General features: G+C 61.4%; 16 protein-coding genes. 6 read left to right on the top strand and 10 right to left on the bottom strand.

Annotation, left to right across the window (positions count from 1 at the left end; translation table 11 throughout):
- Positions 1-19 precede the first annotated feature (19 nt).
- A complete protein-coding gene (ppiC, locus tag Q9R34_RS10075; protein ID WP_434126615.1) occupies positions 20-301 on the top strand; it encodes a peptidylprolyl isomerase PpiC in 282 nt (93 codons plus the stop codon).
- On the opposite strand, the gene Q9R34_RS10080 is transcribed toward ppiC, so the two are convergent.
- Complete coding sequence (locus tag Q9R34_RS10080) at positions 302-2362, bottom strand: AsmA family protein (protein ID WP_485893386.1); 2061 nt, start codon at positions 2360-2362, stop codon at positions 302-304.
- A 63-nt stretch (positions 2363-2425) separates the two neighbouring features.
- Positions 2426-3199, bottom strand: a complete 774-nt coding sequence (pdeH, locus tag Q9R34_RS10085; protein ID WP_434126619.1) for a cyclic-guanylate-specific phosphodiesterase — start codon at positions 3197-3199, stop codon at positions 2426-2428.
- Positions 3200-3477: 278 nt separating this feature from the next.
- On the opposite strand from pdeH, the gene kdgK reads away from it, so the two are divergent.
- Positions 3478-4410: a 2-dehydro-3-deoxygluconokinase gene (gene kdgK / locus Q9R34_RS10090; RefSeq protein WP_485893388.1), complete on the top strand. Its 933-nt coding sequence runs from the start codon at positions 3478-3480 to the stop codon at positions 4408-4410.
- A gap of 334 nt (positions 4411-4744) precedes the next feature.
- On the top strand, positions 4745-5617 hold the full coding sequence (locus tag Q9R34_RS10095; protein ID WP_434126622.1) for an alpha/beta hydrolase: 873 nt from the start codon (positions 4745-4747) through the stop codon (positions 5615-5617).
- Between the two features lie 4 nt (positions 5618-5621).
- On the opposite strand, the gene Q9R34_RS10100 is transcribed toward Q9R34_RS10095, so the two are convergent.
- The 8 genes from Q9R34_RS10100 to bcsR all read right to left on the bottom strand — a co-directional run bounded on the left by Q9R34_RS10100 (position 5622) and on the right by bcsR (position 20343).
- Entirely contained in the window at positions 5622-7106 is a 1485-nt protein-coding gene (locus Q9R34_RS10100; protein ID WP_485893391.1) for a M16 family metallopeptidase, read from the bottom strand.
- A gap of 241 nt (positions 7107-7347) precedes the next feature.
- The gene (locus Q9R34_RS10105) at positions 7348-8634 is read right to left on the bottom strand and encodes a dicarboxylate/amino acid:cation symporter (RefSeq protein WP_434126625.1); all 1287 of its coding nucleotides are present in this window, start codon (positions 8632-8634) and stop codon (positions 7348-7350) included.
- 269 nt (positions 8635-8903) lie between these two features.
- Positions 8904-10931 (bottom strand): biofilm formation regulator HmsP, encoded by a 2028-nt coding sequence (hmsP, locus tag Q9R34_RS10110; protein WP_485893393.1) that lies wholly within the window; start codon positions 10929-10931, stop codon positions 8904-8906.
- A 115-nt stretch (positions 10932-11046) separates the two neighbouring features.
- Positions 11047-14517, bottom strand: a complete 3471-nt coding sequence (gene bcsC / locus Q9R34_RS10115; protein ID WP_485893395.1) for a cellulose synthase complex outer membrane protein BcsC — start codon at positions 14515-14517, stop codon at positions 11047-11049.
- Positions 14510-16801 carry a cellulose biosynthesis cyclic di-GMP-binding regulatory protein BcsB gene (gene bcsB / locus Q9R34_RS10120; protein WP_485893396.1) on the bottom strand — a complete coding sequence of 764 codons (2292 nt, stop codon included), beginning with the start codon at positions 16799-16801 and terminating at the stop codon, positions 14510-14512. Before bcsB ends, bcsC begins: the two co-directional genes overlap by 8 nt.
- Before the next feature lie 4 nt (positions 16802-16805).
- Positions 16806-19418 carry a UDP-forming cellulose synthase catalytic subunit gene (bcsA, locus tag Q9R34_RS10125; protein WP_485893398.1) on the bottom strand — a complete coding sequence of 871 codons (2613 nt, stop codon included), beginning with the start codon at positions 19416-19418 and terminating at the stop codon, positions 16806-16808.
- On the bottom strand, positions 19415-20146 hold the full coding sequence (gene bcsQ / locus Q9R34_RS10130) for a cellulose biosynthesis protein BcsQ (RefSeq protein WP_485893400.1): 732 nt from the start codon (positions 20144-20146) through the stop codon (positions 19415-19417). The genes bcsA and bcsQ overlap by 4 nt, the downstream gene beginning before the upstream one ends.
- Positions 20146-20343 carry a cellulose biosynthesis protein BcsR gene (bcsR, locus tag Q9R34_RS10135; protein WP_485893402.1) on the bottom strand — a complete coding sequence of 66 codons (198 nt, stop codon included), beginning with the start codon at positions 20341-20343 and terminating at the stop codon, positions 20146-20148. Before bcsR ends, bcsQ begins: the two co-directional genes overlap by 1 nt.
- Positions 20344-20540: 197 nt before the next feature.
- Here bcsR and bcsE point away from each other — a divergent pair, with 197 nt between their 5' ends.
- From bcsE to bcsG, 3 genes are read left to right on the top strand one after another with little or no spacing between them, the layout of a single operon-like run.
- Complete coding sequence (gene bcsE / locus Q9R34_RS10140; RefSeq protein ID WP_485893404.1) at positions 20541-22079, top strand: cellulose biosynthesis protein BcsE; 1539 nt, start codon at positions 20541-20543, stop codon at positions 22077-22079.
- Complete coding sequence (gene bcsF, locus Q9R34_RS10145; RefSeq protein WP_434126639.1) at positions 22079-22267, top strand: cellulose biosynthesis protein BcsF; 189 nt, start codon at positions 22079-22081, stop codon at positions 22265-22267. The genes bcsE and bcsF overlap by 1 nt, the downstream gene beginning before the upstream one ends.
- Positions 22267-23934 carry a cellulose biosynthesis protein BcsG gene (gene bcsG, locus Q9R34_RS10150; RefSeq protein WP_485893406.1) on the top strand — a complete coding sequence of 556 codons (1668 nt, stop codon included), beginning with the start codon at positions 22267-22269 and terminating at the stop codon, positions 23932-23934. Before bcsF ends, bcsG begins: the two co-directional genes overlap by 1 nt.
- The last annotated feature ends 248 nt before the right edge of the window (positions 23935-24182 follow it).

The raw sequence follows: 24182 nt of genomic DNA on the forward strand, positions 1-24182 counted from the left end.
ACACAATCAGAGGACTATCATGGCGAAAACCGCGGCGGCTTTACACATCCTGGTGAAAGAGGAAGCGCTGGCTAACGCGCTGCTGGCGAAGCTGGAAAAGGGCGCCAGTTTTCAGCAGCTGGCAAAGAAACACTCTACCTGCCCTTCCGGACGCAACGGCGGCGATTTAGGCGAGTTTCGACAGGGCCAGATGGTGCCGGCCTTCGATAAAGCGGTCTTCACCTGCCCGCTGATAAAACCGTACGGGCCGGTGAAAACCGCATTTGGCTATCACATCATCAAAGTGCTCTATCGCAGCTGATCACTTTTTGCTTTTCATCTGCTGCAGCACATTGCTGCACTGGTTATCCTCGTTGTCGCTTGGGCTGATCAACGCCAGCAGCGCGGCGGCAGGGCCGACCACGGTGCCAAGTGCCACGGCAGCTGCGCCGCGCGCCAGCAGCGGCCCGGCTTTAACGCCAGCGTCAGGATTTTTGAAGGTGCCGCGAACGTAAAGCGGTGAACGCAGCGTCACGATACGGATGCCTTTGCTTTCTGGATTGATCGAGAGATCCAGGCGCTCGCTGGCGAAGTTGGCGTTGCCGGTGACGTTGATGACCGCATTTTCAGTGTCAAACACGAACAGGTTAGGCGTTGCGACGCCGTTTTGCAGCTTCACATCCGTCGCGGCGCAGTTGATACGCACCTCATCGTCGCCAAACAGCTTGCCGACCACATAGTTACCCACGTTCAGCCCAGCGATCTCCATCAGGCTGCGGCTGATTAAGCCATTGTTCATCAACAGCTTCAGCTGGCCATTACTGGTCGCGAGCAGATCCGCCACCGAGTTGCCGCTGCCGGTAAAGCTGGCATCGCCGTTTAACTGGCCCAGGCTGCGCTGCATCGCTTCGACGTCAGGGAAGAGCTGGCGCAGATGCAGACGACGCGCGTGGATATCGGCGCGGCCGCGCATCGGCGACTTATCTCCTTCGAGGCGAATCGTGCTGTTCAGCGTACCGCCTGCCATACCGAAGCGCAGGGGATCGAGCAGCAGATCGCCACCTTTCAGCTGCAGATGCGTGTAGAGATCGCTCAGCGGCAGCGAATTGCCATGTTCGATGCGCTTGCCGGTAAACTTCACGTCGGCGTCCATAACATCCCAGCTCCTGGTGTCGAAGGTGTCATGCGGCAGAACGCGATCGGCAGGCTGTGTCGTTTTCTCGCCGCGCTTCGCCTTCGCCTGCGCGGTTTTCGCACTGCCCTTGCCGGAATCGACGCCGATAAGCGGACCCAGATCCGCCATACGCAGCTGTTTCGAGCTCAGCTCGCCCACCAGCGCCGGTCTGGGTTTGCCCTGGGTGTAGGTGAGCGTGCCGTGAATATCGCTGTCGCCGATATGGCCATTGAAGTTTTCGTAATGGTACTCCGGCCCTTTTTTGCCGGTGAAGCGGGCGGTCAAATGGCCGTCGGTTTCATAAGGCGGCGTATCGGGCAAGAGCACGCCGGTCAGGCCATAAAGGTTGGCAAGGGTATCGCCGGAGAAACGTAGCCGCACGTTCACACCACCAAGATTCATCGGATCCTGAATGCCGCCTGTAACCTGCACGCGCGTTGAGCCGTTGCGTATATCGGCCTGAATCGGGAACGGCGTGTTTTTGCTGCGCAGCGAGAGCATGCCGCCGGTTTTGCCTTCCCCTTCCAGCTGCTCATTGTTATAGGTGCCGCGCGCCTCCCAGCCGAAAACAAAGTCGCCTGCGCCTTTCTGCGCGTCGCTGCCGCCGGCAATCTGCCCATAAGGCACCGGCTTGCCGAGCGGATTGATTTTTACCGTCACGTCAGCTTTGTTGACCGCATCGCGGTAGCGTAGCTGGCCCTGGTCGAACAGAATATTGTCGAGGCGGAATGACCAGGCGGATGGCGCCGCACTGGCATCAGGATTTTTGCTGTCGGCGAGATTGAATGTCCAGTTGTTCTTTTTGTCAGCGGTCTGAATCAGCCGCGCATCGGGCTGCTGCAGCTTGATCCACGGCAGATAAACTTCTTTATGCAGCAGCGCCAGCGGCGACAGGGTGGCGTCGACACGCGCCAGATGCACCATCGTCACTTCCGCCATCTCCGGCGGATTGCCTAATATGATGTCCTGCGCATGCACATGTGGCCAGGGTATCCAGCTTCGCCAGCCCGGCTCATCACGGTTGCGTTCCCAGGCGACGCCCAGATCGCCGCGAATGGCGAACTGGCGATTGAGTTCCGTCGAGACTTTCTGGTTGATGGTGGGCTTGAGACGATTCCAGTCAAAGGTTGCGATAATGATGACCACTGCCACGATCAGCAACAAAAAAATCCCGACTATCCAGCTAACAACTTTTCCCGTGCGCGACATCTCGCTTCCTCCTTGCCTGTCCACAGTCTCCGTTAAAGATAGTCGAGAGGTTGTGGAACGGCATCAGGCAAGCTGAAGCGGTAGATGATTAAGTTGCGAAAAAGGGACCGGCCTTGAAAAAAAGTAGCCCTGCGCCGCCATTGCGGGCGAGCAGCAGACCTGACGCCACTCCTCTTCGGTCTCAACGCCTTCAACGATCACGCCGTTGCAGTAACGGTTAATCAGCGCCAGCAACATTGAAAAGAGCGCCCGGCCCTCTTCAGTGCGGCGCAGCAGGATAAAGAGCTCGCGCGACAGCTTGATATAGTCATACTTCAGCTCCGTCAGGGCAGAGAAGTTGGCCATGCCGGAACCGAAATCGTCCAGCCACAGCGGGCCCAGCTCCGGCATCTGCGCAATCATCTCTTCCTGCGGCAGCGCGTGATGTTCGGTGAGTTCGAAGCGCACCCACGGCAGTCTGGTAATCAGGCGTCGGATCGGCGGATGCTGCTGAATCGCCATCAGCGTCGGCCCGTCGATATTCACCGACGCCACGATCTGGTTGTCGCAAAAAAAAGGCTGCCACTCTTTCAGCAGCGTCAGCTGCTCATGAACAACGTGCAGACGCTGATTAATCGCCAGTGCTTCAAAGTAGGCCTCCGGCGAGAGCCTCTTTTCCGGCGCCGTCGGGTGCGTGACCGCGGTCAGGATTTCAATTGCCAGCAACCGGCCCGATACCTGGTATATCGGCTGGAAAGTGTAGAATCGTTGGCATTGCTGCCAGAAGAGACGCGCTTCCTGTCGTGGGTTGATGTCAGTTGAAGAAGGTAGCCGATGACTAATATTCTTCATCACCATGGTTTTTTCCTGGTTGGTGGCAAGTGCCATGTGCCAGCGCGGCGGCGAGTCTCAGCTGTGCCCGCCTTTCTCTGCTGCCTGCTGGCCACATAAGACTAAAGAGTGTACCAACCCCAGTCGGACGCAATCGTGAAAAAAAGCCTGACTTTGGCCGTTAAATCGCCGCGAAGACAGGCTTTTCTTACCTTAAGTGGAATTAAAACGCCGTTTTAAAAACCATTGACGTCTGCCATACCAGACGCGAGACTAAGGCACTATTTCACTACAGGCCAAAGACCATGACGCATAAAAAAATAGCCATTATCGGTGAGTGCATGATTGAGCTGTCCGAGAAGGGTGAGAGCATTAAACGCGGCTTCGGCGGCGATACGCTGAACACGGCGGTCTATCTGGCGCGCCAGGTCGATCAAGCGCAGCTCAGCGTCGACTATGTGACGGCGCTCGGCATTGACTCCTTCAGCGATCAGATGATCGCCGCCTGGCAGCAGGAGAAGGTCGAAACCCGTCTGATCCAGCGCCTGGAGAATAAAATGCCCGGCCTGTATGTCATCGAAACCGACGACAAAGGCGAGCGCACCTTCTGGTACTGGCGCAGCGACGCCGCCGCCCGCTACTGGCTTGACGCTCCACAATCTGCCGCTATCGTCGACGAGCTGACGCATTACGACTACCTCTACCTGAGCGGCATTTCGCTGGCGATCCTGTCGGACAACAGTCGCGAAAAGCTGATGGCGCTGCTGGATCGCTGCCGCGCCAACGGCGGCCAGGTGATTTTCGACAATAATTATCGTCCGCGCCTGTGGGCGGACAAAGCGAGCGCGCAGCAGGCCTATAGCGCCATGCTGCAGCGTACCGATATCGCTTTTTTAACGCTGGATGACGAAGATCTGCTGTGGGGCGAGCATCCCCTAAGCGCAGTGATTGAGCGCACGCGCGCCGCAGGCGCCAGCGAAATCGTGATTAAACGCGGCGCAGACTCCTGTCTGGTGGCGACCGGCGACGACGCGCTGATTGACGTGCCAGCAGTGCGTCTTGATGCGTCGCGCATCATCGACACCACTGCGGCAGGCGACTCTTTCAGCGCGGGCTATCTGTCGCAGCGCCTGACGGGCGGCTCGCCGCAGGCCGCCGCCGAGCGCGGCCACCTGACCGCCAGCACGGTGATCCAGCATCGCGGCGCGATTATTCCGCTGGCGGCGATGCCGGCATAACGTCCGCCCCGCTTTGCGGGGCGAGCGATCCCTGCCCGGCGAATGCCCGGACGAAACCGCCTTAAATTTGTCTTAGCGACAGAGAGCTGACGGCCTGTTGCCGTTAAGATAAAAATTAATTCTGGCACTGATTTCCACCCGCGCGACAGGCCGCTTTTTACGCCTGAAACCCCGCCTGCTCTTGACTCCAGGCATAGTCTGAATCCGCCGCTCAAGGTCGTTTTCGGATGGACGACCGCTGCAAAAAAGACCATCTTTTCCTCAACAACAGCAGGACGCTGTTTCGTCGGCCGCGATAAAAAAATCACAACACTCCTCGCACCAGGACCGTTTTATGCACACAGAAATTATCAACATCTGGCCCAATGGCGACGCGCCAGGCGCCAGCGATTCGCGCGCGCAGCCGCAAATCGTCGATCTGGCGAAAGAGTATGAGCCCTACGATCGCGCGGCGACCGGCGTGCGCTGCCCGGAGATCGCTATCTGGCATCCCGAAGAGTCCAACGGCATCACGCTGCTGGTGGCGCCGGGCGGTGGCTACCAGCGCGTTTTGATCGACCGCGAAGGCAGCGCGCTGGCAACCTTCTTCACCGCGATGGGTTACACCCTGGCGGTGATGACCTATCGCCTGCCCTACGACGGCCATCACGAAGGCGCCGACGCGCCGCTGGCCGACGCACAGCGTGCGGTACGCGTGCTGCGCGATCGCGCCCAGCGCGGCCTGAACGGCAAATATATTGTGATGACGGGCTTCTCGGCGGGTGGGCACGTTGCCGCCAGCCTGGGGACGCGCTTCGCCGAAAAAATCTATCCGGTGCAGGACGCCGCAGACAGCTTCTCGCCGCGTCCCGATGCGATGGTGCTGGTCTATCCGGTGATCAGCATGCGCGACGGCGTGGCGCATGAGGGCTCACGCACGCGCCTGCTCGGCGCCTGGCCCGACGCGAAAACCATCGAAGCCTATTCGCTGGAGACGCGCGTGCACGCGCAGACGCCACCGACGCTGCTTATTCACGCGGCGGATGATGAAACGGTCTCGGTAAACCACAGCATGGCGTTTTTCAGCGCGCTCCGCGAACACAAAGTGCCCGCAGAGCTGCATTTTTATCAGAAAGGCGGCCACGGATTTGGCATCCGCGGCGTGGCGGATCTGCCCCTTGCCAGCTGGCCGATGCTGGTGACCGAGTGGCTCAGGGCGAAAACCTGACGGGTCAGGAAGATGGCGGCGCGCTGTCGCTGGCGCTGCTCTCCTGCGGAGCGGCGTCGGCGGCCGCTGGCGGCGCCATCACTTTGTCCCAGATCGCCTGCAGGCTTTTCGCGTTGGTCTCCGCTTCGCCTTCCGGCTGCATCAACACCAGCGTAACCTCCTGCGACAGTTGCTGACGCAGCTCCTGATTCAGCCGATCGCGCGTCAGTTCACTCAGAAACGCCTGACGCAGCTTCTGATATTGCTCAGGCGCGATATCCACCACCGCATTCTGCTGCGAACGCAGGCGCTGGCTCATCAGCACGTCGGTATCGGTGCGCGCATAGGTGGCAAACAGTTTGTTCAGCTCCAGCAGCTTCTGCGCCATCAGCGCGTCGAACTCCTCCTGCGGCAGTCCTTTGTCGCGCACCACTGCCAGCTCGCGCGACACCAGGTTCAGGCCCGATTCCAGCGCGTCGTTGCGCGCGTCAAGATTCACCGAGCACTGGGCGCGCTGGTAAAGCACGCGGCAGTCGAAACCAATCTGCAGGTTTTGCGCTTTGCTGTCGCCCAGCGTGCGCTGCAGATGCCAGAACAGCGCCTCGCGCGCCAGATCGCTCTGCCAGTAACGCTGCAGGTTCTGCGAATCGCGAATTGGCTGCCAGGGCGTATCCCAAATCAGCGCCAGGCGATCCTGACTCATCGCGCCGTTGACCAGATTAATCGGCTGATGCGGCAGCGGCGACAGCGTCGGCAGCGGCGCGGGGTTGCTGCGCTTGCCGGTCAGCGAAGAGAAGGCTTTATTGATCTGCTCCGCCAGACTACGGCTCTCCACGTTGCCCACCACATAAAGCGTCATGGCGTCCGGCGTATACCACTGCTGATAAAAGGCGTTCAGCGCGTTAAGGTCGATCGGGGCGCGCGGCTGTTCGGCCGGATCGTGCGCCAGCAGCGTCGACCCCTTCAGGCGATAGCGCCACAGCACATCCTGGGTATTAGCAGGCCAGGTTGCAGCAGGATCGGAAGCGCTCAGCGCGGTGCTGACCACCTGCTCGTTAATCGACATTTTGCCCGCCGTCGCCGCCAGCCAGTTGAGCGCCTCTTTCAGCAGCTCCGGGCGGTTGTTGGGCAGGCTAAGGTTGTACTGAGTGAAGTCGTAGGAGACGATGGCCGGGGGCAGCGGATGCTGCGGGTCCATCGCCTGCTGCCACAGTGCGCGCTGCTGGTTAGTGTCGAGCGCGGCGTTGTGCACCATCGCCAGGCGCGGCAGCAGGTGGCTAAAGCCGGTCTGCTGGGTGGTCTCTACCAGCGAGCCGGTATTGACTACCATACGCAGCTCAATGCGATCGCTGGGACGCTGCGGCGTTGTCAGCAGCTGCCAGCTTAATCCGTTATCCAGTTTCCCTTCTTGCCAGGCTGGATCGGGCTGCAGCGTTTCGGCACAGGCGCCAAAACTGGCGGCCACCCACGCTATCCCCCCAACCAAAAGCCGAATTCTGGCGCCCTGCATGTGAACCTCTAATCTAAAAGTCGTTATCACTGGCACGTTTCGCCGTTGTAATACGCGGTGAGTTTTTCTCGTTTTAGCCGCGTCGTTTTTCGACAACAGAGTCTTTGACCACGTGAAGGCCAGGAAGTCGCGCAACGAAGTGAAAAATCATGAAAAAAACAGGTGGGCATTATTATGCAAATGCCCGCTGTCAGGGCAAGCGACAGCGGGCATTTAGAGGGATTTTACTGTAAAGCCGTACTTAAGCAGAGGTTTCCGGTACGTTTTTCGCGTTCGCCTTGCGGGCAAGCGTTGCTTTCAGCTGGCTTTCATCCAGCTGGCCCACCCACTTCGCCACGACCACCGTCGCCACGCCGTTGCCGACCAGGTTAGTCAGCGCGCGCGCTTCGGACATAAAGCGGTCGATGCCGAGGATTAGCGCCAGGCCCGCTACCGGCAGATGGCCCACCGCCGACAGCGTCGCCGCCAGCACGATAAAGCCGCTGCCGGTCACGCCCGCCGCGCCCTTCGACGAGAGCAGCAGCACCACCAGCAGGGTAATCTGATGGAAGATGTCCATGTGTGCGTTGGTCGCCTGGGCAATAAACACCGCCGCCATGGTCAGATAAATTGAGGTGCCGTCGAGATTAAATGAGTAGCCGGTCGGGATCACCAATCCCACCACCGATTTCTTACAGCCCAGCTTCTCCATCTTATCCAGCATGCGCGGCAGCGCCGACTCAGAGGAGGAGGTGCCGAGCACGATCAGCAGCTCTTCTTTGATATAGGCAACGAAGCGGAAAATATTGAAACCGGCGACGCGTGCGATAAGCCCCAGTACCACCACCACGAACAGCACGCAGGTGATATAGAAGCAGATGATAAGCTGACCGAGCTGCACCAGTGAACCGACGCCATATTTACCAATGGTGAAAGCCATGGCGCCGAATGCGCCGATAGGGGCGAGGCGCATAATCATATTGATGATGCCGAAGATGACCTTCGAAAAGCTCTCAATCACGTTAAAGATCACCGTGCCGGCGCTACCAAGGCGATGCAGCGCGAAGCCGAACAAAATCGCAAACAGCAGTACCTGCAGGATATTGCCGCTGGCGAAGGCGCCAATAACGCTGCCTGGAATGACGTCCAGCAGGAAGGCGATGACGCCCTGCTGTTCCGCCTGCTGGGCATAGACCGCGACCGCTTTCGCATCCAGCGTCGCCGGATCGACGTTCATGCCGACGCCTGGCTGCAGGACGTTGACCACCACCAGACCGATAATCAGGGCGATGGTGCTGACGATTTCAAAATAGAGCAGCGCGACCGCACCGGTACGCCCCACCGCTTTCATGCTCTCCATGCCGGCAATCCCGGTTACGACCGTACAGAAAATCACGGGCGCGATGATCATCTTGATCAGCTTGACGAAGCCATCGCCAAGCGGCTTCATTTGCGCGCCTAACTCCGGATAGAAATGGCCTAACAGAACGCCGATGCCGATGGCTAACAGCACCTGAAAATAGAGGCTTTTAAACAGTGAGGTTTTCATAGCAGGTGTCCACTACAACAGGGTTGTGAGGTTGTCGTTTTATTGTCCCCCGCAGGCAGCGCGCGCCCCGGCGCTGGCGGTTGGCAAAAAATAACACCCTGTTAACGGGATTAATACAGGCTTACAAAGGCGGGGGGATTTCTGGAAACGCAACTATGAACTGAAACGCTTCAGCTGGACCTTTTGTAACTAAAAAATGCGAAAAATCAACGAATCAGGCGACGACTGGCGTCCGCGAGAAAAGAGTCAGGAAGAGATCGACCGATCGCCTACTCCTCAGCGGCAGAGGTATCTTCCCTGTCGACAGACGCCGGTAGCCAGGTCTCGGTAAAGCGTTCCAGCGGCAGCGCCTCGGCGTAAAGATAGCCCTGACCGATATGAATGCCGCGCGCCAGCAGCCAGTCGCGCTGCTCGGTGGTCTCCACCCCTTCGGCAATCACGTCGAGATCGATAATTTCGGCGATGGCCGCGACGATGCGCACCATGGTGTCATCATCTGGCAGCGCGGCGACAAAGCTGCGATCCATCTTTAACTTGCTGACCGGCAGCGATTTGAACTGATGCAGATAGTTGAGGTTGGAGTAGCCCATACCGAAATCGTCCAGCGCCACCGCGACGCCCACCGTTTGTAGCGAACGCAGCAGCGCCATCGCCATTTCAGCATCGCCCATCTGCGCGGTTTCGGTAATCTCCAGCACAAAGCTGCCTGGCGCGATCTGATGGCGCTGCAGCAGGCTTTGCAGATGATGCACCATGCTGACGTCGCGCAGCTGCACGACAGAGATGTTAACGCTGAGCGGGATAACTACACCGCGCTTCTGCCAGCCGGCGAGAATGCGGCACGCCTCTTCGAACACCCAGCGTCCGATGGCGCTGATAACGCCGATCTCCTCGGCGCTGGCGATAAACTCTTCCGTCAGGCCGTAGCTGCCGTCCGGCATACGCATGCGCAGCAGCGCCTCGGCGCCGGCCAGCTCCCCGGTCTGCATGTTGATTTGCGGCTGTAAAAATAGCCTGAACTGCTCGTCCTGCAGCCCCTGCAGAATGTCATGCTCCTGCGTCAGGCGCTTCTGCGCGCGCTCGGTCAGCGCCGCGTCAAAAAAGAGGACCTGGTTCTTGCCCAGATGGCGCGCCGACATCATTGCCGAAGTGGCGCGGTCGAGCTGCTCGTTGGCGGTGAGCGGCTCTTCGTCAGAAAGCGCCAGGCCGATGCTGGCGTTGGGACGAAGCTGCAGCTGGTGCAGCGTCACCGGCTGGTTCAGACGGATCATCAGATTGCGCGCCAGGCGCATGGCGCGAAACGGCGTACCGGCGCGCTTCATCAGCAGCGCAAAGTCGCTCGGCCCGGTCTGCGCCAGCAGCGTATGGTCATCGACGGTGCTGCGGATCTTCTCGACCAGCGTCAGCATCAGGGTATCGCGCTGCTCGTCGCTCAGCACACCGTTAGCTTCCTGCAGCGTTTCGATGCGGATCACCATCAGCCCGAACCCTTTGCTGTGGCTGCGGATATGCTGGTCGAGCAGCGCCAGAAAGAGCGCGCGATTGGGCAGATCGGTAACGGCATAATGGGTGGTCAGCCGGCTCATCTCATCATGTACCGACTCCAGCACCTGCTGGTTGCGGTTATAGCTGCGGATCAGCATGCCAATCTCATCGTCGCGATGGCTGGCGGGCAGCGCCAGCTTGTGGGTCAGGATCGCCTGCGGCGGCAGCTCCTGCAGCTCGCGCGAGATGCGGCGCAGCGGATGCACCACCAGCCGGTTGATACACCAGCTGATCGCCACCGACAGGATCAGCGCCAGCAGCAGATAGGTGGTGACCATGGTGGAAACGGTGCTGAGGATAAACTGGTAAACGCGCGTTGAATTCGCCTGCAGCACCAGATAGGCGAGCGGCTTGGGCGAGCCGCTGCTCTCCACCGAATAGAGCGGCAGGGTAATCTGCACCGGCAGTTCGAACAGGCGGGCGATAAACAGCGGGATGGGCTTTTCGTTTTCGAAACTGGCGTGCAGCGCCTGAAAGGCGTTGGGCAGCACCACGTCAGCACGCGACAGGACGCCCGCAGGCTTCAGGGTTTGCAGAATCCGCTCGGCCTGCGCGATGTCCGCTTTTAAGACCGCTTCGGAGAGCGGCTGGCGCACCGTATGGGCGATATTCTCCATCTGCTGGGCATAGTCAATCCTGCGCTGCTGCACAAAATGAAACAGTTGAATGACGATAAAGATAGAAACGGTAATCAGCGCCACCGCGGATACCGTCGCCATTTGCTTTATCGTAAGTGAACGGCTGACGCGCAAAATCTTCTCCAGGCTAAAAAGCACAGCTATCAGACAGGAAAATGCGCAGCAAGTATATCCTGAAACTCGCTTTTTTTACTGTCGGTCAGAGTCCGAGTTTTGCGCGGGACGACGATTATTTGAAATCGGCGTAAGGAATTAACGGCTCCGGCGGCATATCGAGATCGCCATCCCAGCCGGCGGCGGAGTAACGCACATAGAGCAGCCCATGGCTTGGCGTATAGTCCTTCGCCTGCTGAATATCGACGCCTGCGCCGATAAACCAGTGCGGCGTTACGCGGCGCTCGACCACAGCCTGTAACGTATAGCCGACGCCGCCTCCGCTGCTGCTCGCCGAGGTTGGATTGCTCGCCAGCGTGAAGCCGGGATTAACCGGATAGCGCTGCTGCGCGTCGGTTTTCGAGTGCGACCAGGAGACCGAGCCGCCCAGATTGAACGACCAGTTCTCGGTGCGCTGCCGCCAGGTCACAGGCACGGAAAGCGAGAGATACGACTGCGGGCTGTAGTAGCCGCCCTGGCCGAAAGTGTAGTCGCTGAGATCCTTCTGATAATGCCAGAGCATGGTGTTGAGACCCACCGTGGCGCGGCGATTATCGCTATTGATTACCTTGTAGTAATAGCCCGCCATCAGCCGCTCGCGGCTGTTGTCCGCCACGTTCTCGCCGGTGATCTGATGCGCGCTGATATCGGCCCAGACGCCGTGCGCGCCGCCGCGATCGTAGCTCAGCCCGACGCTGCCGCCGGTCGCCACCACGCCGCCCCAGGTTTTGCCGCCGTTGGCCGCCGGATCGCGCGCGCCCGCCCAGGCGAGCAGCGAGCTGGAAATGGGCCGCCGCGAGGCGGTGAGCGTCACCCCGAGCGCGTTGACGTCGGTTTTCCAGCTGACGCCGCCGACCCAGTTGGTGACCTCAAAGCCGAGCGGCGTGGTGCCGAGGTCCGCCGACCAGACGTCATTGCCCCAGCCGACGCCCAGCGCGGTGCCTTCGTCGCGCTGACTGGCGTAGCGGCTACAGCCGCCTGAGTTAGCGTCGTCGCAGCTGCCGAAGGTTTGGTCAAAGGCGCCGTTAGTGGTAGAGAAGGTGCCCGCCGAGAGCTGAACGCGATCGAGCCGGAAGAAGCCACGCCCGTCGGCAAGCGGTGTTTCCGCCTGCAGCATAGTGGTATGGGCGGTAAAATCGGAGACGCCGGCGGTGCCCTTGTTGCGCGAATAATCCTGCTCCAGCATCAGCGTGGTTTCCTGCTGGCGATAGAGATCGGCAGTGTCGCTGCGGATGCTGCGCTTCAGCCAGTCATCCTGCGGGTTATTGCGCGTTAAGCGGCTGACATTTTTGCTGTCGCCGATGCCGCTGGCGACCATCGCCTGCTGATAATCGGCCAGCGCGGCGTCAGGCTGCCGCTGCATGCGTTCCAGCCGCGCCGCATCGCGAAACACCAGCGCTTTGTCCTGCGAAGGCGGCTGCGCCGCAGCGCGCGGCTTCAGGCCCGTGAACTGCGCGGCGGCCTGGGTGACGTCGCCGACCGTCTGCCACGCCAGCGCCACGCGGCGATCGCCGTTCAGGCTCGCCTGCGCGGGCGGCAGCGCCTTCAGCGCCGTGCGCGCCTCGCGGTTGCGCTTCAGCGCTACCAGCGCTTCGATACGCCCGAGCGACGCGTCGCCGTTGTTGGCATCCCGCTCAAGCACCTGCTGATAGGCCTCAAGCGCCTGCTGCGCGTCGCCGCGCGCCAGCGCCCAGTCGGCCAGCGTCAAATCGCGGCGGCTGGAGGCGGGTTGCTGACGCAGCAGCGTGATGGCGTCGCTCTCCTGCCCTGCCGCGCGTAGCGCCTCGGCGCGCGCGAACAGCCTGTTCTGCGTCAGGCGATCCGCCAGCTCGCGCATATTGCTGCTCCACTGCGCCTGCGGCAGGCGGCGCAGGGTGGCCAGCGCCGCCTCGTCGTTATCATTGCCGGAGAGATAGAGCGCCGACGCGTAGAGCGCGGTCGCGTCCTGCGGATGCTGCTGCTGCAGCGCCGCCATAACCGCGTCCGCCTGCTGCGCTGCGCCGCCGTTGCGCAGCGCACCGGCCAGACGGTAGCTGAGCCAGACGTCGTCCGGCGACAGCGCCTGTGCCTGGCGATATTTCTCCGCTGCCTCTTGCCAGCGGCTCTGCTGCGCCAGCGCGTCAGCTTCGGCGCGCAGGCTGTCGCTGCGTAAAGATCGCAGCGTGTCGGCCAGCGCGCGCTGCTGCGCGGCGGGCAGACCGTTAATAAAGGCCATAGCGCGCGCCGGTGACTGGGTCTGATAAAGCCCTGCCAGGCGCCGAACCGCGGTGGTGTTGCTGGCGTCGAGCCGCAGCGCGCGCTGCCAGAGCTGCTCGGCGCTCTGCGCATTGCTGCGCGCCAGCGCCACATCGCCAAGGCCAATCAGGGCGTAGCTGTCGCGGCTGTCGAGCGCCTGCGCCTCGCGATAGTATTGCTCCGCGCCGTCGAGGTCGTGCTGCGCCAGCGCCTTGTCGCCCTCGTCGATCGCCTGCCAGTAGCGGTTGGTCTGCAGCAGCGACTGCCACTTGCCCACCTGCGTGCTCTGCTGACCCGCCTGAATCGCACGCTCCAGCCAGAGAACGGCGGCGGCACGGTTATTCGCGCGCGCCTGCGCCTGGCCCATCGCGCCCATCAGGTCGGCATCGTTGGGGTTCGCCTTGAGCGCGGCGTTCAGGGCGGCGATAGCCTCAGCGCCGCCGCCCGCGTCCACCAGCGCCAGGCCGCGCATACGCTCGCGGTAGGCGGGATCGGCGAGCAGCGCCTGCTGCTTCGCCAGCGCCTCCTGGCCCTGCTTCTGCGCGTCGCCGTCGGTGAACACCTCCAGATAGGCTTTCAGCTGCGCCACGCTGCTGTCGCTCACCGGCTGATTGTTGATCTGCTGTAGCCAGAGATCTGCTGCGGCGTCGCGTCCGGCGCTGCTTTTCGCCAGCTGCTTCAGCTGCTCGACCGCCTGGGCCGACTGCTGGCGATCGAACGCCATGCGGGCAAGCTGCAGCTCAACGCCGACATTACCGGGATAGCGCTGTTCCAGCGCCTGGAGTTGCTGATACGCCACACCCTCCTGGCCCGGGATACGCGCCAGCAGTCGCCAGTACTCCAGCGCAATATTCGCGTCGGGAAAGACGCCGTTGAACAGCGCGTCGTAGGCGCTTTTCGCTTCCGCGAGGCGACCGGACGTGGCGAGCAGGCGCGCCTCCTGCAGCTTCTGCCATCCCTCAGCGGAGATAAGCGCCAGGCCGACGGCGGACTCGCGCGTCGCCGCCGAGTCAGGCGCGACCTTTTTCAACTGCGCCAGCAGCGTCTGCGCGGCGGCAACATCGCCCTGATGCAGCGCCAGACGCAGACGCGCCGCCAGCACCTGCGGATTATCGGGATCGATCTTCTCCAGCCGGTAGAGCGCCTGCTGCACCAGATCGTATTTGTTGGTCGATTCGCCAGTGCGCACCTGCGACAGCAGCCACGCCACCGGCGAGACTTCCGGTCCGGCGCCGGGCGCGGCCAGACACGGCAGCGCGCCCAGCACGCCGCTCAGCAACAGGCTCGCCCGCAGCGCGCTCGCTTTATTCATCTTCATCGTCAAGCAGACGGCGACGCGTAATGATGCGCATCAGGCGCCAGGTCATCAGCGCAAACAGCACCACGACAATCACCGCGCAGAGCGCCAGCCAGAACGGATGGGTCGCCAGCATCGACCACAGGCGTTCCCACCAGGGAAGATGGCCGACGAAATAGTTGCCGCCGACGCGCAGGCTGTTGACGCCCGACTCGCGAATAATAGCGGCGGAGCCGAAGATCGCGGCGCGCTTGCCGCTGTCGGTCAGCGCATCGTTCAGCAGCTGCCAGCTGCGTGGGTTGCCGTCGGCCAGAAGCGCCACCACGCTGCGCTGATCGTTGAACGGCGACTGGAAGCCGATCACCGTCGCCAGCGGGCCGCGTGAGCCGATGGCGGTGGTGCTTTCTGCCGTGCGATCGGCGTCGCTGGCGCTGCCGGCATCCATGGCCGCCTGACGCGCAGGGGTTTTTATCCAGCTGCCCGCGGCGTCGACCAGCGCCGCGATCCGGCGGTCATCCTGCAGATCTTTCGGGATGTCGCCGATCATCAGCAGATCGGCGTCCTGCGACTTCGCCTTGCTCCAGTCGTCGCTGAAATGCACCCGCAGCGCCGGATAGCCGGTCTGCGCGCCAATATTGCCCAGCGCGTTGAGCAGCGTGCCGACCTGCTGCGCGTCAGGCTTCGGCTGCACCAGCACCAGCGTTTGCGCCAGATCGGCGTAGCGCGTGAAGGGGAACCCCGCGCCCGCGAACGCGCGCAGCGAAGGCATTTCGATATAGTGACGGTAGCCGGAGAAATCGACGCTGGAGCTGCCGTCCACCACTGCGTGATGGCTGACCGGCGTCACGGTTTCGCAGCGCCCGTCGGCCGTGCCGCCGATCGTGGTGCTGGCGTAGTCGAAGTCGAAACGCAGCTGGTTGACCACGCCGAGGCGCAGCGCTGGAATGGTCAGCTGGCGGTTATTGTCCTGCAGCCCCTGAATGAGCGGAATATGCAGCAGCTGCTGACCGGCGGTGTTTTTCGGCGGCAGCGGATAATCCTGAATAAACTGGTTGTTCAGATGGACCGCCAGCCGCGAGCCGTCCTCCTGAAACGGGGCGGTGTAGCGATAGCTCAGATCCATATCGATGCCGCGCGCGCGCACCATGAAGAGATCGGGCGGCAGGTTGAGCGTCAGGCTGATGGGGTTGAGCTGCATGCCGTCGGACTGCAGCTGATTCTCATACTGCGTCAGCTCGGCGAAAGTGGTGCGCCGGTCGGTTCGCACCCAGTTTGGCGCGTCGTAGGCCTTACGCGGCGCCTGCAGCTTGACGCTGTCGATGGTCGAGGTATCGCCGCGCAGCAGCAGCTCGCCCTGGGCGATGCCCTGCACCGCCGTCAGCAGATCCTCATCGTTGCGTCCCAGAATCAGCAGCATTTTTTCATAGGGATTGTCGGGCTGGCTGACGATTTCCACCGTGGGTTTGTTCACCGGCGGCAGATCTTTCAGAAAGTCCGGACGAGCGTCGTTGGTGGCGAACACCACCGCATGCTGCTGCGGCGGCAGCTGGTTGTAGAGCACCGGGAAGTTCTGGCCGCGCCACGCCGCTTTGCTGCCGAACCAGGAGGCGAGCATCGCGGCTGCGCGCTGCTGTGCCACGTCCGGCTGCGCGGTGAAGACCACCGGCAGCGTCAGCGGACGGGTGTCGCGCGCGTCGAAGAAGGGCTCAGGAAAGTGCGACAGATCGTTTTTCAGCGGCAGCTTTTGCAGCGTTAAATCGAGGCCGCTCTCTTTGCCGATATCGAGCCAGATAGTGCTGTTGGCGGGGTTCTCGCACACGTTAGTGTAGTGGCCCACCAGCTCAAAGCGTACGCGGTTGAAGTCGCTGACAAAGCGGGGATCGATCGCCAGCTGGGTCTGGGTCTCTTTGCCGAGCTGCTCCGGCGTAACGGTAATCAGGCCGATCAGCTCGTCGTTGAGATAGACCTTAAGCTGCGATAGCGTCGGCAGCAGCGCGGGCGAAGGACGATAGCTGAGATTCAGCAGCGCGCGGGTCACCACCTCGTCGCTGCGCACGCCGAACTCAATCTGGCCGCTCGGCTGCGAGCCGCGCAGCGTCATGCTACCCGGCGGCGGCGCCAGACTGGTATAGTCGAGCCGGCTGTCGCGCACCGGCGCGCCGGGATCCTGCGGTGCGGTCTGAACCGGCGCCGCATCGACAGGATTCGCCGACGCGGCGTCCTGCGCGGCAGCGCAGCTTAGCGTTGCGGTGCCCAGCAGCAGGGCGGTAAACCAACCGTTCACTCTCGTCATCGTCATATCATCAACTCAATACGTTTTTTGAAGCGGGCGTCCGCCCGATGCCCTGCGGCAACAGCGAGGCCAGCCAGCTCACCCCAGCGGTAAGCAGGTTAAACAGCCGACGTAACTGCGGCGGACCATATTCCGCCAGGCGCAGATAGCCTTTAAAACCGAGGATCATGATATCGGCGAGGCTCTGCACCGGTTTATCTTCCGGGAAACCGTCCTGCCACAGCGCCCGGGTATCGGCGCGGGCGAAGGTGCACTGGATAAATTCGATATGTTGCTGGGTCGTCAGCTGATGCAGACGAATACCGGCGCGCAGGCCGAAGACGCGCTGCACGCGGCACGGAAAGCTGAACTCCTGCTGGCCGCGGCGCAGCAGCAGCCAGACTTTTTCATCTTCCTTCAGCGCATTCGATTCACGCATTTCGACGCCGACGCCGCCGTCGGAGTAGTCGCGCAGCGTACAGGGCAGCATATGGCCATCTTCGCGCGCGATAGCGGCAGGCATGGCGATCTCCACGCGGTGCGCCTCGCGGATTTGCCGCGCCTCGACGGAAACCGCCACCGCGCCGCCGAGGATCACCATGTTGTAGATGACCCACACCAGGCTCACCCAGACCGTCAGCACCTCGTTGGCCGGGCCATAGTTCATGCGCCAGAAGGCCATCGCCACGCCCGCCAGGTTGAGCAGCACCAGGAACATATAGGGTTTGGTGATCACCCAGTCGAGATGGTGCTCTTCTACCAGGCCGCCTTTCGCCGTCACGTTGAATTTGCCTTTGTGCGGGTTGAACAGGGCCACGGTGGTCGGCCGGGCGATATACCAGGCCAGCACGGTTTCATACACCTCGCTCCAGAAAGAGTGACGCCAGCGCCCCTGAATGCGTGAGTTGGTCAGGCTGGTGTGCAGCATATGCGGCAACACGTAGATAGCGATAGCCAGCGCGGGCGCGTAGATGATGTAGGCGTGGCAGAGCAAAAACGCCAGCGGCGCCAGCAGGAAGATCAGGCGCGGAATGCCGGAGAGAAAGTGCAGCATGGCGTTGGCGTAGCAAAGGCGCTGCACCCACTTCAGCCCCTTGCCGAACAAGGGATTATCAAGACGGAAAATCTGCACCATGCCGCGCGCCCAGCGGATGCGCTGGCCGATATGCGCCGACAGGCTCTCGGTCGCCAGCCCCGCCGCCTGAGGAATGCGGATATAGGCGGAGGCGTAGCCGCGCCGGTGCAGGCGCAGCGAGGTGTGCGCATCTTCGGTCACGGTTTCCACCGCAATGCCGCCGATCTCATCCAGCGCGCTGCGGCGCAGCACGGCGCAGGAGCCGCAAAAGAAGGTGGCGTCCCAGGTATCGTTGCCGTCCTGCACAAGGCCGTAAAATAGCGAGCCTTCGTTCGGCGTGCGACGGAAGCGGCCCAGATTGCGCTCAAAGGGATCGGGCGAGAAGAAGTGATGCGGCGTCTGCAGCATTGCCAGCTTCGGATCTTTGATAAACCAGCCGATGGTCATCTGCAGGAAGGCGCGCGTCGGCACGTGGTCGCAGTCGAAAATCGAGACAAACTCGCTGCGGCAGCGCGTTTTTAGCGCATGGTTGATATTGCCCGCCTTGGCGTGCTCGTGCGTCGGACGCACCACGTAGTTCACGCCGACGCTGGCGGCGAACGCGCGAAACTCTTCGCGGTCGCCGTCGTCGAGCAGATAGATATTGAGCCGATCTTTCGGCCAGTCTATGCCCATTGCCGCGTAAATCGTCGGCTTCACCACGCTGAGCGGCTCGTTGTAGGTCGGCACCAGCAGATCGACGCTCGGCCACCGATCGAGCGTGGCTGGCATCGAGACCGGCTGACGGTTAAGCGGCCACAGCGTCTGAAAATAGCCCAGCACCAGCACCACCCAGGCGTAGGTTTCCGCGGCGATCAGCAGCAGCCCGAATATCAGGCTAAGCGGATCGTCCCAGTTGAGCGTCGAGGTATAGCGCCACCACAGATAGCGACAGGAGACGGTCAGCGACAGCACGATCAGCATCATGGTCGGGAAGCGGCCCGGCACGCGCCGCACCAGCATCGCCAGGCTCCAGAGCAGCACCACAAAGATAAACTGCGTCATCAGCCCGAACGGCTGACTGATACAGAGCAGCGCCAGCAGCGAAGCGAACAGCGCCGCGCCGATAAAACAGAGGCGGCGCGCCAGGGGTGAGAGGCGCTGTAGCCGCTGCTCCAGACGTGCGTCAACGTTGCCGTTCTGCACGCGCGCGGAGAGGGTATCGAGCCACTGATAGCCGCGCTGCCGCCAGCGAAACAGCGGCTGGAAGCCTTTGAAGCGCTGCCGCTCGCTGCGGCCGCTGCTGTCCTGCGGCAGGATAACCACCAGCCAGAGCGTCTGCACCAGATAGCGCAGAATATCTAACGGGCGCGGGCGCTCCGGCGAGATATGGGGATAGAGGCGGCGGCGATCCTGAATAATGCGCTGCCAGCCTGGCGTCTCAAAACGCAGCAGCGCCCAGCCCAGCGCGCACCAGAACAGATTCAGGCCGCTGGCGAAGCGGGACGCGCCGCGCTCGCGCGCCGCAACGTGGCGCGAACGCAGCGCCTGCCAGACCGGCGCGGTCAGCAGCCAGCGCAGCGGATTCATGGCTGCTCTCCGTCCAGATTGAGCAGCAGCCAGTTCGCCAGCGTCGTGATCTCTTCGCTGACCAGCGCATGGGGGCGGTACTCCCCTACCGGCTGCTTCATCATCAGCGCTTCCGCCAGCGCTTCGTCGCGATGGATAAGCAGCGGGATCAGGTTATTCAGCGACGCGACCCACAGCTGATGCAGATCCTGCTGCAGGCGGCTGTTGGCGTTGAACTGGTTGATCAGAAAGCGCGTATGCGGCGTAAAAGGGTGCTGATACAGGCGGAGATGACAGTTGGCGTCAGGCGTCAGCACGCGCACCACGCCGTCGAGCCGCGGATAGAGAGCCTCATGCCAGGGCAATGAATCCGCGGGCAGATCAAAAATTATCCAGCGATAGCGACGCTGCAGATCCGCCAGCGCGTCGAGCAGCGGCGCAGCGATCGCGGCCTCCTGACGCAGCAAAGTAAAATCTTTCTGATGAGTCAACGCGCCATGAGGCAGCAGATCAGGGCCATCGGGGTAGCGCAGCGCAGCGCCCTGCCAGGCGCCGCCGCCGAGCAGCGCCTGCATCCAGCCTTTTTCCGGCAGCGCGGGCAGGTTAAAGTGCGCGCCGAGCTGGCTCGACGGAGAGCCGTCAATCAGCAGCACGCCCTCGCCCAGCGCCGTCAGCGCCCAGCCGAGCGCAGCGACGATCGAAGTCGCGCCCGTCCCGCCGCGTACGCCCTGCAGCGCGATCAGCGGCATTAGCGCGACCGTCCCGGCTGTTTCGCCGAGGTTTCGGCTAGCAGCGGCCAGCGGGTGACAATGTTCGCCAGCCGCTCTTCCTGGGCAATATCGATATAGCGAAAAGCCTGCAGGGAAAAAGCGTCGCGCAAGGCGCTAATATCATCCTGACGTTGGCCGTCGGACGCGACCAGAGTATAAGCATTTTCATTTTTCATTACTTTTCGCCACGGATAAAAAAACGTCGGGTAAAAGGTGGTTATATTCACGCAGGCGTTAAATCGACGCAGCCTGAATCGGCGCGACGATAGATCAATGCGAACCCGTCTGTCATAACGTATTTTTAAATTTCTCAGGTTGCATCCTGCCCTGTCTATAATAAGCTAGCCTGGACTGAACAAATCGCGAATTCAATATGAAAAATTCCTTTGCGCTGGGGCTGTTGCAGGTTCAGCCTGAATTAACGGTATTGCAAACGCCCGGCTGTTATTGGGTAACCTGCGCGCGTCAGGAAGATGCGCGCGCTTTTATTCGTCAGGCGGTCCTGGCGCAGCAATCCGTCACTCTTATCAGCGCAGACGAAAAGCCGCGCGATCTGCTGACGCCTGAGCCACTGGGCGGACCTGACCGTATCCCCTTGTTTTCTCTTCCTAAAAACAAAAGCAGCCTGCTGCGTCTGGAGAGCGACTTTTCCCGCAAGCTTGGCAGTAAAAATGGGCTGGTCATTTTTAACAGCAGCGCGGCGCAGTGGGATAAACTCGACGACGTTGAGTTAACCTCGTGGATAAAGCGCATGCGCCGGGTGCTGATTAAAAAGGAGATGACGCTTTTAATGGTCACCTCTGGCGCAACAATAATTAACCTGCGTAATAATCTTCAGCGTTATTTTCGCCAGCTTGATGGCCTGGCGCATTTAGCCTTTCAACAGGATAGCTGGCAATATCGAATTAACTGGTGGTATGCCGGCGATCGGTTGCTCGCAGACCGCGCTATTCATCTTGACTGCAAAGACGATCGCTTTTACGCCGTAAATGAAAATGAAAAGCAGGAGCCGCTTAGCTTAAACGACGAGCAGCACTATCTTGCCGATAAAATAGTGCTGGAGGGCGCGCCGCCTCTTTCGCGTCAGTGGCAGCTGTTTGATGATAATGAACAGGTATTTTTGCGCGCCCAGCAGGCGAGCGCCGCGACGGTGATTTTCAGCCTGAGCCGCAGCGACCTGATCGGCGAGCTGGCGAAAATGGTGCACAGCCTGCGCCGCGCGCGCGGCAACGGCTTGAAAATTGTGGTGCGCGAGATGGGCACCAGCCTGCGCTACAGCGACGAACGCCTGCTGCTGGCGTGCGGCGTCAGCGCCATCGTCTCCGCCAGCGCCGCCCTGTCACGCTTTTTGACCACGCTGGAGGGCCTGCAGGGTCAGGTTTTCAACCGCCACGTGCCGGCTAATCTGGACGCACTGACCGCCGCGCTACAGCCGCTGCAGGAGAAAGGCTACCTGCCCCTCGACGCCTTCTGTCAGGCGGTGGGGCAGCTGATCGGCAACACCCTGCTGCCGGATAATGACAAAGGCCTGCTGGTCGCGCTGCGCCCGGTGCCGCAGCTCACACCGCAGCAGATCCTGACGCTGTGCAAGCCGCGCCGCTTCGGCGATCTGGTGACGGTGCTGGACGATCGCGTCATCCTGTTTCTCTCTTCCTGCCGCTATAACGATCTTGATAAGGCGCTGAAATTTATCTTTTCGCTGCCGCACGACGAGCTTTTCGCCAACCGAAAGGTCTGGTTTGAGGACAATCAAATTCTTGCCGAAATCAACAACATAAAAAACCTGATGCCGAATGCGCTGCAGGATATGACGCTACCGACCCCGCTGACGCAGCGCGCTGACGAACCGGCGGAAACGCGCGAACGCAGCACGCCCCAGCCGATTACTTTACTGCCGGAGATGAAAAGCTGATGAACCTGATGGACTGGGTGCAGATTGCGCTGCTGGTGCTGGTCATCTTACTGTTTTTAAAGCCGTTATACCGGCAATGGCTACCGCGCCGCTGGAACGGCATGTTGACTCGCTTGCTGCCTGCGCGTGCGCTAAAGTCTGAAGGCTACTGGCAGCGTAAATCCTCGAAAAAGGATGCAAATCATTAATGAATAACGATCAACCGACTTCCGCTTCTTCTTCCCGCTGGTGGTCTTACTGGCGCGGGCTGGGCGGCTGGAATTTCTACTTTCTGCTCAAGTTCGGCCTGTTGTGGTACGGCTATCTCAATTTCCACGCCCTGAGCAATCTGGTGTTTCTGGCCTGGCTGCTGTTCCCGCTGCCCTCGCCGCGTCTGCACCGCCTGCGCAGCTGGATATCGATCCCCATCGGTATCGGCCTTTTCTGGCACGATACCTGGCTGCCGGGCCTGGAAAGCATTCTTAGCCAGGGCGACCAGGTGGCGGGTTTCTCCAGCGCCTATCTGCTCGACCTGGTTAACCGCTTTATCAACTGGCAGATGGTCGGCGCCGCCTTTGTGCTGTTGGTGCTCTATCTGTTTATTTCGCAGTGGATCCGCGTAACGGTGCTGGTGTCGCTGATGCTGATCTGGCTTAACGTGCTGACCATCGCCGGTCCCGCGCTGTCGCTGCTGCCGACCAAAGCCGCTACGCCGCAAGTGGTGCTTAACCAGACGCCAGCCGCCGGACAGCGCCCGGCCGCCGATGCGCCGGACGGCCTCGATCAGTCGGCGCCGCCCACCAGCGCTAACCTGACCGCCTGGCTCAACCGTTTTTACGACAGCGAACGCAAGCGCGTGACCCATTTCCCCGACAGCCTGCCTGCGGATTCGCAGCCTTTCGATATTCTGGTGGTAAATATCTGCTCGCTCGCCTGGTCGGACATCGACGTCTCCCAGCTGCGCAGCCATCCGCTGTGGCGCCACTTTGATATTGTGCTGAATAACTACAACTCCGCTACCGGCTACAGCGGCCCGGCGGGGATCCGTCTGCTCCGCGCCAGCTGCGGCCAGACGTCGCACAGCGATCTCTATAAGCCAACCGACGCAAGCTGCTATCTGTTTCAGAATCTGGCGAAGCTGGGCTTTAAAGAGCAGCTGATGATGGACCATACCGGCGTGTTTGGTAACTATCTCAAGGAGCTGCGCGACGACGGCAATATCCAGGCGCCGCTGATGTCGCAGGCGGGCATTGCGCCGGAGCTGACCTCGTTTGACGGCTCGCCGGTATTTAACGATGCGCAGCTGATGCAGCGCTGGCTGGATGACCGCAGCAAGAGCAGCGACGCACGCAGCGCCACGTTCTATAACCTGATCCCGCTGCACGACGGCACGCGCGATCTCGGCAGCACCAAAACCGCGCCGTGGAAGCCGCGCGCGCAGCTGCTGTTCGACCAGCTCGATACCTTCCTGACCAATCTGGAGAAGTCGGGTCGACACGTGATGGTGCTGGTGGTGCCGGAACATGGCGCGGCGCTGCAGGGCGACAAGATGCAGATGTCCGGCCTGCGCGATATTCCCAGCCCGAGCATTACGCATGTGCCAGTCGGCATTAAGTTTGTCGGCATGAAAGCGCCGCATCAGGGCCAGCCGCTGACCATTGACACGCCGACCAGCCTGCTGGCGATTTCCGAGCTGGTTTCTCGCGTGGTGGATGGGCAGGTGTTTAACGCGCCGAACGTCAATATGTCGGTGCTGGCGGACAAGCTGCCGCAGACGCCGGTGGTGTCGGAGAATGATAATGCGGTGGTGATGATGTATCAGGGCAAGCCGTGGATCCGGCTGAACGGCGGCGACTGGGTTGCTTATCCGCAGTAGGTTTTGCCTGCTGCGCAGGCAGGCGCTGAGCGGGGTTCCGCCCGCCAGACGGGTTGGCCTGCTGCGCAGGCGGCACTGAGCGGGTTCCGCCCGTCAGGCGGGTTAGCCTGCTGCGCAGGCGGCACTGAGCGGGTTCCGCCCGACGGCTCAGGTTTGCTGTGCGAACTTGCTCTGAGCGGGTTCCGCCCGCCAGACGGCAGGGAGTTTCAGCCGCTCCGCTGCTGGCGTGCGTGTTAAGGGGCTCGCCA

This window comes from Enterobacter sp. BRE11 (genome assembly GCF_031844285.1).
In the GTDB taxonomy this organism is placed as follows: Bacteria; Pseudomonadota; Gammaproteobacteria; order Enterobacterales; family Enterobacteriaceae; genus Pantoea.